General features: G+C 74.6%; 10 protein-coding genes. 6 read left to right on the top strand and 4 right to left on the bottom strand.

Annotated features, from left to right (window positions below; genetic code table 11):
- Window positions 1–27 precede the first annotated feature (27 nt).
- A complete protein-coding gene (locus tag IO29_RS01335; protein WP_030377134.1) occupies window positions 28–501 on the top strand; it encodes a MarR family winged helix-turn-helix transcriptional regulator in 474 nt (157 codons plus the stop codon).
- Window positions 502–819: 318 nt separating this feature from the next.
- Here IO29_RS01335 and IO29_RS01330 read toward each other — a convergent pair whose 3' ends face one another.
- Complete coding sequence (locus tag IO29_RS01330; protein WP_051707116.1) at window positions 820–1,932, bottom strand: EamA family transporter; 1,113 nt, start codon at window positions 1,930–1,932, stop codon at window positions 820–822.
- A gap of 66 nt (window positions 1,933–1,998) precedes the next feature.
- Between IO29_RS01330 and IO29_RS01325 the strand changes: the two genes are divergently transcribed.
- Both IO29_RS01325 and IO29_RS01320 read left to right on the top strand, forming a co-directional pair.
- Complete coding sequence (locus IO29_RS01325) at window positions 1,999–2,508, top strand: Lrp/AsnC family transcriptional regulator (RefSeq protein ID WP_030377132.1); 510 nt, start codon at window positions 1,999–2,001, stop codon at window positions 2,506–2,508.
- Window positions 2,509–3,285: 777 nt separating this feature from the next.
- On the top strand, window positions 3,286–7,386 hold the full coding sequence (locus IO29_RS01320; RefSeq protein WP_030377131.1) for a discoidin domain-containing protein: 4,101 nt from the start codon (window positions 3,286–3,288) through the stop codon (window positions 7,384–7,386).
- Between the two features lie 52 nt (window positions 7,387–7,438).
- Here IO29_RS01320 and IO29_RS01315 read toward each other — a convergent pair whose 3' ends face one another.
- Window positions 7,439–8,347, bottom strand: coding sequence for an alpha/beta fold hydrolase (locus tag IO29_RS01315; RefSeq protein ID WP_051707114.1), 909 nt, complete (start codon window positions 8,345–8,347; stop codon window positions 7,439–7,441).
- A gap of 143 nt (window positions 8,348–8,490) precedes the next feature.
- Between IO29_RS01315 and IO29_RS01310 the strand changes: the two genes are divergently transcribed.
- Window positions 8,491–10,482, top strand: coding sequence for an AfsR/SARP family transcriptional regulator (locus tag IO29_RS01310; RefSeq protein ID WP_030377129.1), 1,992 nt, complete (start codon window positions 8,491–8,493; stop codon window positions 10,480–10,482).
- Window positions 10,483–10,608: 126 nt separating this feature from the next.
- Here IO29_RS01310 and IO29_RS01305 read toward each other — a convergent pair whose 3' ends face one another.
- On the bottom strand, window positions 10,609–11,529 hold the full coding sequence (locus IO29_RS01305) for an alpha/beta fold hydrolase (protein ID WP_030377128.1): 921 nt from the start codon (window positions 11,527–11,529) through the stop codon (window positions 10,609–10,611).
- A gap of 140 nt (window positions 11,530–11,669) precedes the next feature.
- On the opposite strand from IO29_RS01305, the gene IO29_RS01300 reads away from it, so the two are divergent.
- Complete coding sequence (locus IO29_RS01300; protein WP_030377127.1) at window positions 11,670–12,155, top strand: MarR family winged helix-turn-helix transcriptional regulator; 486 nt, start codon at window positions 11,670–11,672, stop codon at window positions 12,153–12,155.
- 156 nt (window positions 12,156–12,311) lie between these two features.
- Here the strand turns inward: IO29_RS01300 and IO29_RS01295 are convergent, their stop codons facing one another.
- On the bottom strand, window positions 12,312–13,052 hold the full coding sequence (locus tag IO29_RS01295) for an NADPH-dependent F420 reductase (protein WP_030377126.1): 741 nt from the start codon (window positions 13,050–13,052) through the stop codon (window positions 12,312–12,314).
- 153 nt (window positions 13,053–13,205) lie between these two features.
- On the opposite strand from IO29_RS01295, the gene IO29_RS01290 reads away from it, so the two are divergent.
- Window positions 13,206–14,054, top strand: coding sequence for a LysR family transcriptional regulator (locus IO29_RS01290; protein ID WP_030377125.1), 849 nt, complete (start codon window positions 13,206–13,208; stop codon window positions 14,052–14,054).

The following is a 14,054-nucleotide window of genomic DNA, read 5'->3' as shown; positions in this document are numbered from 1 at the left end:
TAAGTAGCTGCCAGTACACTATATGCCATGGCATATAAATCAAGCGGCCCGTTCGACCCGGTCAGCTTCTTCGACGACCTGGTCCGCTGCGAGACGCGGTTGTACAACGAGCTCAACGACCGGCTCCGCACCGCGCACTCCCTCGTGACGTCGCAGTACGAGACCCTGCGGTTTCTGCGCGACCGCTCCGGGGCACGGGTGGCGGACATCGCCGCCGCGTTCGCCGTCGGGATCGGTGCGACCAGCAAGAGCGTGGACCGGCTGGAGAAGCAGGGGTGGGTGGTCCGACAGCCGAACCCGGCCGACCGTCGCTCCTCCCTGCTGGTGCTGACCGACGAGGGCGCGCGGCTCGTCGACGCGGCGGAACGGACGGTCACCGAAAGCCTGGCCGAACTGATCGGAACCGCGTTCGACGGCCCCGGGGCGGCAGCCACGGCACAGGCCTTCGCGGGACTCCGCGCCACCCTCGAACGCAACCGGTTCGGCACGCCGACGGGCTGACGGGGCCGGCCTCCGGCTGATCGGGCGCGCGAGCTGCTCCCCCAGGGGCTCCGGACGGCCGGACCGCCCCGGAGCCTCCGGGCAGCCGGGCAGCCGGGCGGCCGAGCGGCCAGGCGGCCAGGCGGCCGGGTGGGCTGCGCCTGGCCCTCCGAGGCCGCCTGGCCCTCCGAGGCCGCCTGGCCCTCCGAGGCCGCCTGGCCCTCCGAGGCCGCCTGGCCCTCCGAGGCCGTCCGGGCCTCCGGGGGCCGCCCGGACTCCCTGGGGGGCCGCCACCCGGGCCCCACCGTCACGTGCGCCGCGCCCCACATGACGGTGGGCTCAGTGTGCGCCGCTCTCCTGCGGTGCCGGGGGCACCGCATCGGGGAGCCGCGGCCTCTGGGGCTCCGGGTGGCTCGGAGCCGGGAGCCGGGGCGTCCCGGACTCCGGGCGTGGCGCGGCCGGAGCCTCAATCCGCCGCGAGGCGCGGCGCGTCGCGACGGGGGTCCGGGCCTGCGGGTCCCGGCGTGCCCGGACCGTCACCGGATCCCGCCGCTTCGGCGTCGCCGGCGCCCCGGTGGGGACGCACGCCGCGACCAGGCCGCCCAGTATCAGCAGGCTTCCGGCCGCGGCCGGCGCCGTCAGGTGTTCGTGCAGGGCGAAGACGCCCAGGACGGACGCCGCGAGGGGTTCGGCGAGGCTCAGCGTGCCGACGGCGGCCGCGGTGGTGGAGCGCAGTCCGGCGGAGAACAGCCAGTACGCCAGGGCGGTGGCGGCCAGCCCCAGCCAGGCGATCAGGCCCAGCGCGGCCGGCTGTGCGAGGGCGGACACCGAGCCGGCCATCCAGGGCAGCAGCGGCACGGACCCCAGCAGCAGGGCGAGCGCGGACACCGTCGGCAGATGCATGCCCGGATGGTCGGTGGCGAGCCGCCGGGCGTACACGGTGTACAGGCCGTAGCAGACACCCGACGCCGCGGCGGTCAGCAGCCCCAGCACGTCGGGCCCGGCGCCGTCCGGCACGAACAGCAGCGCGCAGCCCAGTACCGCCGCACTGGTGGAGATCAGCCAGGTGCGGGTGAGGAGCTCACCGGTCACGAACCGGGCGATCAGCCCGGTGGCGACGGGGCCGACGCCCAGCGCGACGACCGTGGCGAGTGCGGCGCCGGTGCGGGCGGCGGCGTAGAGGAAGGCCGCCTGGAAGACGCCGGTCGCCAGCGCGCACACCAGCAGCGGGCGGACCAGCCCCTGCCGCAGCGCCGGGCGGAGCCCGCGCAGGTGACGCCGGCAGAACAGCGCGAGCACCGTGCCGCCGACCACGAGCCGCCAGCCGCCGAGCGCGGCGGGGCTCATGACGGCGCCCGCCAGGGCCTGCGCGGGGCCGACCGTGCCCCACAGCAGCGCCGCCCCGAGCACCAGTCCGGCGCCGCCGGAGAATCCGTACTTCTGTTGCCTCATGCCCCGTAGGCTAGATATTGGTTTGAGAAGAGTGACGCACCACCGAACTTCGTGAGGCACAAGCATATGAATGCGGGACTTGATGCGGTCGACCTGGCGCTTTTGCGGGAGCTACAGAACGATGCACGGCAGACCAACCGGGACCTGGCCGCGAAGACGGGCATCTCGCCGTCGACGTCGCTGGAGCGGGTACGGCTGCTGCGGGAGCGCGGCCTGATCACCGGCTATCACGCCGCGCTGGACCTCGAGGCGGTGGGCCGGCCCGTGCAGGCGCTGATCTCCGTGCGCATCCGCCCGCCGGCCCGGGCCGTCATCGAGGGCTTCCGGGAGTGGGCGCACCAACTGCCGGAGGTCATCGCCATGTTCGTCACCTCCGGTCCCCACGACTTCCTCCTGCACATCGCCGTCCCGGACGTGAACAGCGTGTACGCCTTCGTCATCGACCGGCTCACGGAACGGCGCGAGGTGGCCGACGTACAGACGACCCTCGCGTACGAGCACGTACGCTCCCGCGTCATCCAGCCGGCCACCGGCCCGGACCCCGACCCGGCACGACGGCCGCGCCGGCAGCGGTAGCGGCGTCCGGCCCGGCCGGCAGACCCGCGCCGGCGGGTGCCGTGAGCCGCCGCCGAAGGGGCGTACGGCAGCACCCGCAGGCCCCGCCCGGGGCCATTGCACCCGCACCGTGTCGACACGCTCGTCCGCCGTCCGCCGCGGGCGCTCGGCGACGCCCCCGGGGTCAGCCGCGGGTCCCCACGACAGGCCGGTCACGGCGGCCAGGACAAAGCCGCGGGCGCGGAGCCCGGAGAGCCGCGGCCGACGCACGCCGAGCCAGGCCCGAGCCATCAGGACGACCGTCAGCACGCACGGCGTCGCCGGGGCCGCGACCGGCCCGCGGCGCCGCCGCGCCCCTGTTCCGCCTGGTGATGTCCCCATGACCCGCCCCCCGTGCCCGCGTCGGTGCCCGTACTGGAGGAACGGACCGCCGGGCGGGGACGTCCCCGACGGACCCGGCGCGAGGAAGCGCGACAGGGGCGCGAGGGCATACCGGCCGCGCCCCGTCCCGCCGTGCGCGCCGCCGGGACGCGCGACGAGTCGCGCCACGGAGGCACGGCCCGCCCCGATCGCCCGGCCCGGGCGCTCCGCCCACGGCGCTCACCCTTCGCTCCCGCAACCACGTCCCCTCTCCCGTCCCGGGCACGGCACCCACGCCCCGAGAAGCGTTCTCCGCACCGGGGGTTGACAGAAGTCGCCGCACGACACAGCCTTTGGCAACGTTGTCATACCGACCCGCACGGCACAGGTGCGGAGCCGGTCCGGCCTGCGCCGTTTTTTCGATGGGACGTCACATCCATGACAGATCAGTCGGGTCCGTCGCGCCTTCCCTCGCGACGGACCGTCGTCACCACGGGCACCACCCTGCTGGCCGGCTTCGGCCTCGGAGCCGTTCTCCCCGTGTCGACCGCTGCCGCCGCCCCCACCGGCGCTCCCGAGGGCTCCCCCTCCCGTGGTTCCTCCTCCCCCGGTGAGCTGGCGCTCTACCGGCCCGTCACCGCCTCCTCGACGGCCTACGCCCCCACCGTCGGCTCCTTCGTCGTCGACCGGCTCTCCTCCCCCGGCGTCGGGGGCAGCGGCTGGCGTGCCGAGGACGGCGACCCGCAGTGGATCGCCGTCGACCTCCAGTCCGCCTGCGAGGTCACCGATGTCCGGCTGACCTTCGAGGCGGACGCCTCGACGCCGGTGTTCACACCGCCCGCCGAGGGCAACCCGCACAGCGGCACCACCGGCAAGGAGGTGCAGTCCAGCTACGCGCTGGTCTTCGCGGTGGAGACCTCGCTCGACAACAAGTCCTGGACCACCGCGTACCGCACCACGGCGGGCACCGGCGGTGTGGTGAACATCCAGCTGCCGCGGCCGACGCGGGCGCGCTGGGTGCGCATGACCTCGCAGAAGCGCTCCAGCCCGCTGCCGCTCGGCCTCAACGGCTTCGAGGTGTACGGCACCGCCGAGGGCCACCGTCCGGCGGCCACCGGCTGGACCGACTGGGGCACCCACCACGGGAAGGCGCCGCGTCTCGAGGTCGCCCACGACGGCAGCGTGCCCCTGGAGTCGGGCTGGCGGCTCACCATGGACGACTGGGCCGACGGCGAGGGCGCGGCGCTGTCGAAGACGTCCGTCGACACCAGCGGCTGGCTGCCGGCCACCGTCCCCGGCACCGTGCTGGCCTCCCTCGTCGAGCAGGGCAAGCTCCCCGACCCGGTGTCGGGACTGAACAACCTGCACGTCCCGGAGGCGCTGTCGCGCCACTCCTGGTGGTACAAGCGGGACTTCGCGCTGCCGCAGGGCCTGCGCACCGGCTCCGGCCGGCATGTGTGGCTGGAGTTCGACGGCGTCAACCACAAGGCCGACGTCTGGCTCAACGGCAAGCGGGCCGGCGATCTGACCTACCCCTTCGCCCGCGCCACGTTCGACGTCACCTCGCTGCTCGCGGCGCACGGTGAGAACGCCCTCGCGGTGAAGATCACGCCCATGCCCGTTCCCGGCAGCCCCGGCGACAAGGGCCCCGACGGGAGCGCCTGGGTCGACGCGGGCGCGGCCCAGATGAACCTCAACTCGCCCACCTACCTGGCGGCTTCGGGCTGGGACTGGATGCCGGCGGTCCGCGACCGCGCGGCGGGCATCTGGAACCACGTCCGGCTGCGGGCGACCGGGCACCTCGTCCTCGGCGACCCGCGCGTGGACACCGTGCTGCCCGGCCTGCCGGACCTGTCGGTCGCCGAGGTGACCGTGGTCGTCCCGGTCCGCAACGCCGACTCCGCCGACCAGCGGACGACGGTGACCGCGGCCTTCCAGGGAGTGCGGGTGTCGAAGACGGTCACCGTGAAGGCCGGCGAGAGCCTGGACGTCGTCTTCGCGCCGGACGCCTTCCACCAGCTGCGGCTGCGCGACCCGAAGCTGTGGTGGCCCAACGGCCTGGGCGAGGCGCACCTGTACGACCTGACGCTCACCGCGTCGGCGGGCGGCCGGGAGAGCGACCGGCGCACCGTCCGCTTCGGCATGCGCCAGTTCGGCTACGAGTACGGCGTGCCGCTGCCGTTCACCGCGAGCGACGACTCCTTCACACAGACGGTGACCTTCGCGCGGCAGCAGGCCCGGCACGTCCGCATCAAGTGCCTGACCCGGGCGACCTCCTGGGGCAGCTCGCTGTGGACGCTCGCCGTCGGCGACAGCGCACGGCCGGGCACCGACCTCGCGCTGCACGCGCCCGCCGAGGCCTCCAGCACCGACCAGGACGACCACGGGGCGGCCAACGCCACCGACGGCGACCCGGGCACCCGCTGGTCCTCGGCCTACGAGGACGACCAGTGGATCCGGGTGGACCTCGGCTCCACGCAGGCCTTCGACCGGGTGGACCTGACCTGGGAGCGGGGGTACGCGAAGACGTTCGTCGTGCAGGTCTCGCCGGACGGCTCGGACTGGACGGACGTGAAGTCGGTCGACAACGGTGCGGTGCCGCTGCCCTTCAGCAACGGTGACGCGAGCCTCCAGATCGAGAACCTCGACCGGCAGAGCGCACGGTACGTCCGTCTCAAGTGCGGTGTCCGCGCGACCAGTTGGGGCACCTCGTTGTGGTCCCTCGGGGTGATCGACAGCGAGGATCCCGGCACCGACCTCGCCCTGCGCCGGGAGGCGAAGGCCTCCACCGCGGAGTCCGGCCATCCGGCCTCGCACGCCACCGACGGCGACCCGGGCACTCGCTGGTCCTCCGCCTACGAGGACGACCAGTGGATCCGGGTGGACCTCGGCTCCACCCGGTCCCTCGACCGGATCGCCGTGGTCTGGGAGACCGCGTACGCGAAGACGTATGTGATCCAGGTGTCCGACGACGACGAGACCTGGCGGGACGTGAAGTCCGTCTCGAACGCGCCCGATCCACTGCGGATCAGTGTCAACGGGGTGCGTGTGCTGGCCCGCGGCGGCAACTGGGGCTGGGACGAGTTGCTGCGCCGGATGCCGGCGGAGCGCATGGACGCGGCGGTGCGCATGCACCGCGACATGAACTTCACGATGATCCGCAACTGGGTCGGCAGCAGCGACCGGGAGGAGTTCTTCGCCGCCTGCGACCGGTACGGCATCCTGGTGTGGAACGACTTCCCCAACGCGTGGGGCATGGACCCGCCGGACCACGACGCGTTCAACGCGATCGCCCGCGACACCGTGCTGCGCTACCGGATCCACCCCAGTGTGGTGGTGTGGTGCGGCGCCAACGAGGGCAATCCCCCGGCCGCGATCGACAAGGGGATGCGTGAGGCGGTGGAGCGGCAGGTGCCGGGCGTGCTCTACCAGAACAACTCGGCGGGCGGGATCGTCACCGGCGGCGGCCCCTACGGCTTCGTGGACCCGGAGCGGTACTTCGACCCGTCGACCTACGCCAGCAAGGACTTCGGGTTCCACACCGAGATCGGCATGCCGGTGGTCTCCACCGCCGCGAGCGTGCGCAACATGACGGGCGACGAACCGGAGTGGCCGATTCGCGGGGCGTGGTTCTACCACGACTGGAGCGAGCACGGGAACCAGGGGGCGCCGAACTACAAGGCGGGCATCGAGGCCCGGCTCGGCGAGTCCGCCGGTCTCGACGACTTCGCCCGCAAGGCGCAGTTCGTCAACTACGAGAACACGCGCGCCATGTTCGAGGCGTGGAACGCCCATCTGTGGGACAACGCCTCCGGTCTGATGCTGTGGATGTCGCACCCGGCCTGGCACAGCACGGTCTGGCAGACGTACGACTACGACTTCGACGTCAACGGCACCTATTTCGGCGCCCGTTCGGGCTGCGAGCCGCTGCACGTACAGGCCGACCCGGTCAAGTGGCAGGTCCTCGCGGTCAATCACACCGCGGCCGACCTGGACGGCGCCACCGTCACCGCGAGACTGTACGACCTGTCCGGCAAGGAGCTGGGCGGGCGCCGGACCGCCCGTGTCGACGTACCGCGGGCGGACACCGCGAAGGCGTTCACCGCGGACTGGACGGACGACCTCCCGGACCTGCACCTCCTGCGGCTCACCCTGGAGGACGCCAGGGGCAGGGAGGTGTCGCGGAACACCTACTGGCGCTACCGCGAGGCCGCGTCCCTGAAGGCCCTGAACAAGGCGAAGCAGGCCCGGCTGACCGGCGCGGTCACCAAGGTGTCCCGCTCCGGCGACCGCCACGAGCTGACCGCGACCCTGCACAACCGGGGCTCGGCGGTGGCCGCCATGGTCCGCCTCTCCCTGCTGACGGGCGCCCACGGTCACCGGGTCCTGCCCACCCTGTACAGCGACAACTACCTGTGGCTCCTCCCGGGCGAGTCCCGCACGGTCCACCTGTCCTGGCCGTCCACGGCGGCCTCCGGCCGTCACCCGGTCCTGACGGCGGAACCGTACAACGGCCCGGCGGCGACACTGCGGGCCTGAGCCCGCTCCGGTGGACGCCCCCGTGCCGGGCACGGGGGCGTCCACCGATGGTTCAGCGACCGAGGAGGCCGCGGATCGTCGCGGTGATCCCGTCCGGATCCGCTTCGGCCATGAAGTGGCCCGCTGTGGTGAGGCGGTGGTCGAGGTCGGGGGCCCAGGCCCGCCAGACCTCGGCGGCGTCGTAGCCGAGGTGGGAGCCCCAGTCCTGCTGGACGACCGTGACGGGCATGGCGAGCTGGGAGCCGGCGTCCAGATCGGCCTGGTCGTGGGTGACGTCGACGCCGGCGGAGGCGCGGTAGTCGGCGACGATCGAGTCGACGGCTGCGGCGCTCGCCCGCAGGTACTCGGCGCGGATCTCGTCGGGGAGCGTGGCCGGGTCGGCCGCCCAGGCGTCGAGGAAGGAGCCGAAGAACGCGTCGGCGCTGTTGGCGATCATCGTCTCCGGCAGGCCGGGCGGCTGTGCCATGAGGTACAGGTGGTGGGCGACGGCGGCCGAGACGCCGTGCAGCACGTTCCACATGTCCAGGGTCGGTACGACGTCGAGGATGCCCAGGTGGGTGATGGTCTCCGGGTGGTCGAGGCCGGCCCGGAAGGCGACCAGGGCGCCGCGGTCGTGGCCGACCAGGGCGAACCGGTCGTGGCCCAGCGAGGCCATGGCCGAGACGATGTCGGCGGCCATGGTGCGCTTGGCGTACGTGTGCGCGGCGGCGGCCCGGGGTTTGTCGGTGGCGCCGTAGCCGCGCAGGTCGGGGCAGACGACCGTGTGCTCCTTGGCGAGCCGGGGGGCGACGTGCCGCCACATGAGGTGGGTCTGGGGGAAGCCGTGCAGCAGGACCACCGGGCTGCCGCTCCCGGCGAGCGCGGCGGACAGTTCCACACCGCCCTCGCCGGGCAGGCGTACGTAGTCGAAGCCGGGGATCGTGGGTGCCGTGGGGGTCTCGGGTGTCGTGGACGTCTTCATCGGGGGGCCTTCCTGCCGTGGGTGCGCTGACCGGACCACCGTGCGCGGCGCCGATCAGCAACCGATCAGTAAGCGGGCGGCGGGAAGGCGGCCAGGGGGTGTGCGGGGCGCGGCCGGTGGGGCGGGCGCGGATGATGGGGCGCATGCGGATCGATGTACTGGGTGCCGTGCGGGCGCTGCGCGAGGACGGCGGCGTGGTCAACCTGGGCGGGCCCCGGCACCGGGAGGTGCTCGCGCGGCTCGTCGCGGCCGAGGGGCGGATGGTCACCACGGACGCCCTCGTCGGCGACCTGTGGACCGAGCCGCCGGCCCGTGCGGTAGGTGCGCTGCGGACGTTCGTCGCCGCGCTGCGCCGTACCCTCGAGCCGGACCGGGCACCCCGCACCCCGGCGCGCCTCCTCGTCACGGAGGGCCCGGGGTACGCGCTGCGGCTGCCGCGCCGGGCCGTGGACGTGTACCGCTTCGAGGACGCGCTGGCCGCGGCCCGCCGCTCCCCCGACGCGCCGGCCGCCACCCGCCGCTCCCCCGACCTCGTCGGCGCGCTCGGGGACGCCCTCGCCGCGTGGCGCGGCGTGCCCTACGCGGATCTGCCCGATGCCGGATGGGCGCAGCGGGAGCGGACACGGCTGGAGGAACTGCGGTTGCAGGCCGTGGAGTTGCGCGCCGGGATGCTGCTCGACTCGGGTGCGGGGGCGGAGCTCGTCGCCGATCTCGCCGCGCACGCGGGCGAACATCCGTGGCGCGAGGACGCCTGGGCGCTGCTCGCCCGTGCGCTCTACCGCGACGGGCGGCCGGCCGACGCGCTGGCCACGCTGCGCCGGGCCCGCACGCTGCTCGTGGACCGGCTCGGGCTCGATCCCGGCCCGGCGCTGCGGCGGTTGGAGCAGGACGTCCTGAACCGGTCCGCGTCGCTGGAGCCGCCCCGCGCGCCCGCCCCGTACGCGGGGTCCCTGCTGGGGCCGGCGGGCGCCCGGCTGGGTCCCCGCACCACGGTGGACCTGGCCCGGACCCTCGCGCTGGCGGGCGGGGACGCGCTGGTCCTCTCGCGCCGCGACCGGCTGGCCGCCGTCGAGGCGGCCGAGCGGACGGGCGATCCGGTACTGACCGCCCGGGTCGTCGGCGCCTACGACGTGCCCGCGATCTGGAGCCGGGCCGACGACGACGTCCAGGCCGGCGCGGTCGTGGCGGCCGCCGCGCGCACGCTCGCCGCGCTCGGCCCGGACGCCCCCGCCGACCTGCGTGTCCGTCTGCTGGCCACGATCGCCGTCGAGAGCCGCCCCGCCGGTCTCGCGGAGCCCGCCCTGGAGCGGGCGCGGACGGCGGCACGCGAGTCGGAGGCCCTGGCACGCCGTCTGGACGACCCCGCGCTGCTGGCCTTCGCGCTCAACGGTGTGTTCCTCCAGTCCTTCGCGCGTCCCGGCCTCGCCCCGCGACGGGACGCGATCGGTGCGGAGCTGGTCGCGCTCGACGCCCGGCACGGGCTGCCGGCCCACGGCATCCTGGGCCGGCTCGTACGCCTCCAGTCCGCGTCGGCGCTCGGCGACCTCGACGCCGCCGAAGCGCACGCGCGGGCGGCGGAGCGGCTCGCCGCCGTGCACGAGTCCCGTCTCGTGCCGGTGCTGACCGGCTGGTTCCGGGCCCGGGTCGCCGCCGCCCGCAGCGCGGGGCCCGGCGGCCCGTCCGCGGCGTCGGCCGCCGCGGCCTACCGGGAGGCCGACGACGCCCTCGCGGCGGCCGGGATGCCGGGGCTGCGCCGCGGTCTGCTCCCGCTCGCCCTGCTCGGCCTGCGGCTGCTGCACGGCCGCCCCGCCCCCGTCGACACCGCGCTCGACTGGGGCCCGTACCGTCCCTGGGCGGCACCGCTCGTTCTCCTCGCCCGGCACCGGACCGAGGAGGCCCGCGCCGCGCTGGCCGCGACGCCGGAGCCGCCGCACGACCACCTTCAGGAGGCCCTGTGGTGCCTCACCGCACACGCCGCCGTACTCCTCGGCGAGCCCGCACCCGCCGCCCGCGCGGCGACCGCCCTGCGCGACGCCCGCACCGAACACGCCGGCGCGGCCACCGGCATGCTCACCCTCGGCCCCGTGCGGCGCTACCTCACCGCCGCGGAGGGCTGCGCGGCCGGAAACCGCTGACCACGGACGGCGAACGGCGAGCGGCGAGCGGCGAGCGGCGAGCGGCGGGGGACGCTCTTCCCACCGGCCGGAGTGCGTGACCGGCCCGGGCGACCGTGGCGGCCCGGCCCCGGGAACGGCCGGGTTTCACACGGCGTGGGCGGTGGCATCGACGCGGGCGAAGAAGGGCAGCAAGGCCTTCGCCAGTGCGTCAGGGTCCTCGAGCGCGGCGTAGTGGCCGACGCCGTCGAGTCTCACCGACTCGACGGCACGCGGCGCCGGTCCCCTCCCGGCCGCCACGGCGCGGGACAGGGTGTCGGTCGTGAACGGGGCCCCGCCCGCGTCGACCGCGAGGACGGGCACGGTCAGCCCGGGATCGTCGGCCAGCTTCCTGATCTCGGGCCCCTCGTCCAGCATCGACCGGTAGAGGCCGCTCGCGCCCCGCCAGCCGTCGGGGCGTGCGTAGGCGCGGGCGAACTCCGCGAGGTCGGCGTCGGTGACCGCGTCCGGCCTCGCGCTCAGCGCCGGGAAGGCGAACCTGCCCAGGAACTCCCTCTCCCGTCCGGCGAGCAGCAGTTCGGGGATGCCGGGGGCGGCGAGCACACCGATGTGCCAGGTGCCGCCGCTGGTGACGTCGGCCAGTGCCTCCAGGCCGAACCCGGGCAGCCCCATCTCGATCCCGGTGAGGCTGCGCACGCTCCCGGGGTGGGTGACCGCCAGGCGGAAGACGGTCGCTCCCGCGATGTCCTGGCCGGTGAGGTGCACCGGGCCCACGTCGAGCCGCTCGATGAGCAGGCGCAGGTCCTCGGCCGCCGTTCCGCTGTCACAGGGGCCCGGCCCGTCGCCGGAGTCGCCGAAGCCCCGCAGGTCGACGGCGAAGACCCGGTGGTCGCGGGCAAGCAGCGGGATGAGCCGGTGGAACGTCCACCAGGTCTCGGGAAAGCCGTGCACGAGGAGCACCGGGGAGCCGCCGGTACCGGCCGCCGTGTAGTGGAGCCGTGTGCCGTTGACGTCCGCGCGGTGGTGCGTGAGGCCGGGGAGGGTGGCGCCCGCGGGTGGGATGTTCATGGTGGTCCTCGTGGTCCCGGGTGAGCTTGGTGTGGTCACCGCTTCCGTTGGACAACCTCGTTGTCCATTACCTCTCCCACATTAGACAACGAAGTTGTCTTTGTCGAGGGCGGCCGAGCGCCACGACGTACGCTGCTGCCATGTCACGATCCGGCGCCGACCTCGCCCTGCTCCTGCTGGGGGGCTTCCGCTCGCTGGTGGACGCCGCGACGGCCGAGCTGGACCGCCGCGGGTACGACGGGGTGCGCCCCGCCCACGACTTCGCCATGCGGGCCATCGCCGCCGGGGCCGACAATGCCTCGGAACTGGGCCGCCGTCTGTCGGTCACCAAGCAGGCGGCGGCCAAGACCATCGCGGTGCTTCAGGAGCGCGGCTATGTGACCCGCGACGCCGACCCTCTCGACGCCCGCCGCAAGCGGCTCCGGGTCACCCCGCTCGGCTTCGAGGTGATGCGGCAGGGCGAGGAGGTCTTCGACGAACTGCGCGCGCAGTGGGAACGGCGCATCGGCTCCGCCGAACTCGCGCGGCTGGAAGCCCGGTTGAGAGAACTCGTCGGCACGGACCCGGTACGGCTGGACGCGCCGGGCTGGGTGGCACAGGACCTCGGGGGACCGGGCGACCGGTAGCGGACCGGGTCGGGGGCGGCTCGGCCCGGGCGAGCGGCCGCCCGGGTCCGGTTCGGACGGCCGCCGGGTCCGGTTCGGACGGCTCCGGTTGGTTGACCGCCCTCGCCCGGACCGGACGGGTCCGGTCCGGATGACCGCCCTCGCCCCGGACGGCCGCTAGTCCATCCGGAAGCCCGCCGGGCCGCGTACCGCCGCGGCGGCGAGTTCCTCGATGCGGGCGGCGGGTGCCGGTGTGCCGGGGGCCTGCTGGATCCAGGCGACCAGCTCCTGCGTGGGAAGACCCGTCGGCGGACGGTCCACGTACGGCAGGGCGTACAGCGGTGTGTTGGGTTCGCTGCGCCAGCTTTCCGCGAGCGTGCCCAGGTCCACGGTGTCGAAGCCGAGGACGTCCAGCAGCGCGGTCACCTCCTTCTTGGCGTCCGGGTCGTCGCCGGACAGCGGCAGCGCGGTGCGGTCGGCGGCTCCGGCCGGGCGGAAGAGGTCCAGGAGCTGCCTGGGCCCGATGTTGTGCAGGGCCTTGACCACCCGGGCGCCGGGAAGGTCGCGCTGGACCAGCTCGCTGGAGGTGAGGGCGTCGCTGTCGAGCTCGGGGATGTTCCAGCCGAACCCCGGCGCGTAGTTCATCGGGTCGATCACGATCCGGCCCTCCAGCTCCGTAAGGGGCAGTCGCCCACGGGCCGCCAGTGGTACGGCCGCGAGGACCACCTCGCCGGCGCGCGCCGCCTCGGCGGGCGTCGCCGCGCGGGCCCGCCGGCCGAGCCGGTCGACCAGGTCGTCCAGCGTGCCGGGGCCGCGCGAGTTGCTGACGACGACGTCCAGGCCGGCGTCGACGGCGCGGCGGGCGACCCCGGCGCCGACCATGCCGGTGCCGATGATGCCCAGGGTTGCAGTGCTCACTGTCTGTTTTCTCCGTTCGGTGTCGAGCCCGGGCCGCGGACCCGGGTGACGGGTCCGGGTGGCGGGCCCGGCACCCATCACAGTCGACGCGGCCCGGACGAACAATGACCGGATCCGCCCGGCAGCGATCACATTCCGTGATAGATCAGAGGAGTGGAACTGAGGGCGTTGCAGTACTTCGTGACCGTCGCCGAGGAGCTGCACTTCGGACGCGCCGCCCAGCGGCTGCGCATCGTGCAGCCGGCGGTGAGCCAGCAGATCGTCCGGCTCGAACGGGAGCTCGGCGTACGGCTGCTCGACCGCACGTCACGGCGGGTGCGGCTCACCCCGGCCGGCGAGCGGGTGCTCGCCGCGGCCCGCGAGACCCTGGCCGCGGCGGCCCGGGTCCGGGTGGTGGCCGGGGAACCGGCGGCCGTGCTGCGCATCGGCGTGGCGTCCTGCGTCACCGGGCGGCTCGACCGCGCACTGTCCCGCCTGGGCGACGGCGACCGCCCCGCCGAGCCGGAGCTGGTCGATCTGCCGGTGGCCGCCCGCCTCGACGCGGTCCTGGGGGGCGAACTGGACCTCGCGCTGGTCCGCGGCACGGTCGCGTCCACGGCGCTGACGGTCGTACGGGCCTGGTCCGAGCCGCTGCACGCGGTGCTCGGCCACGCGCACCCCGCCGCCGGGAAGCCCGCGGTCGGCCTCGCCGACCTCGCCCCGCGCGGCCTGCGGCTCCCGGCCCGCGACAGCGACCCGCCGCTGCACGACGCGATCCTCGCCGCGCTGCCCCTGGCGCCGGTACGGCCGCCCGCCGGGGACATGCTCCACGTGCTGTTCGAGGTGGGCCGGGACCCCGAGGCCTGGACGCTGCTGCCGGCCGAACAGCTCGCCGCCGCCCGCTCCGAGCGGCTGCTCCAGCTCCCGCTCACCCCGCCGGTGACGGTCGACGGACATGTCGTCACCTCGCGCGCGACGCCCGAGTCCTGCGTGGCGTCGTACGTGGCCGCCTTCGCGGACTGA

Source organism: Streptomyces sp. NRRL F-6676 (assembly GCF_000725625.1).
GTDB lineage: Bacteria > Actinomycetota > Actinomycetes > Streptomycetales > Streptomycetaceae > Streptomyces.
This window is presented reverse-complemented; position numbering and strand designations above follow the sequence as displayed.

Excerpts from the sequence above, each read along its gene's own strand:
- IO29_RS01320 (WP_030377131.1), top strand. The coding sequence starts at position 3,286 with ATGACAGATCAGTCGGGTCCGTCGCGCCTTCCCTCGCGACGGACCGTC.
- IO29_RS01305 (WP_030377128.1), bottom strand. The coding sequence starts at position 11,529 with ATGAACATCCCACCCGCGGGCGCCACCCTCCCCGGCCTCACGCACCAC.
- IO29_RS01335 (WP_030377134.1), top strand. The coding sequence starts at position 28 with ATGGCATATAAATCAAGCGGCCCGTTCGACCCGGTCAGCTTCTTCGAC.
- IO29_RS01315 (WP_051707114.1), bottom strand. The coding sequence starts at position 8,347 with ATGAAGACGTCCACGACACCCGAGACCCCCACGGCACCCACGATCCCC.
- IO29_RS01325 (WP_030377132.1), top strand. The coding sequence starts at position 1,999 with ATGAATGCGGGACTTGATGCGGTCGACCTGGCGCTTTTGCGGGAGCTA.
- IO29_RS01330 (WP_051707116.1), bottom strand. The coding sequence starts at position 1,932 with ATGAGGCAACAGAAGTACGGATTCTCCGGCGGCGCCGGACTGGTGCTC.
- IO29_RS01300 (WP_030377127.1), top strand. The coding sequence starts at position 11,670 with ATGTCACGATCCGGCGCCGACCTCGCCCTGCTCCTGCTGGGGGGCTTC.
- IO29_RS01310 (WP_030377129.1), top strand. The coding sequence starts at position 8,491 with ATGCGGATCGATGTACTGGGTGCCGTGCGGGCGCTGCGCGAGGACGGC.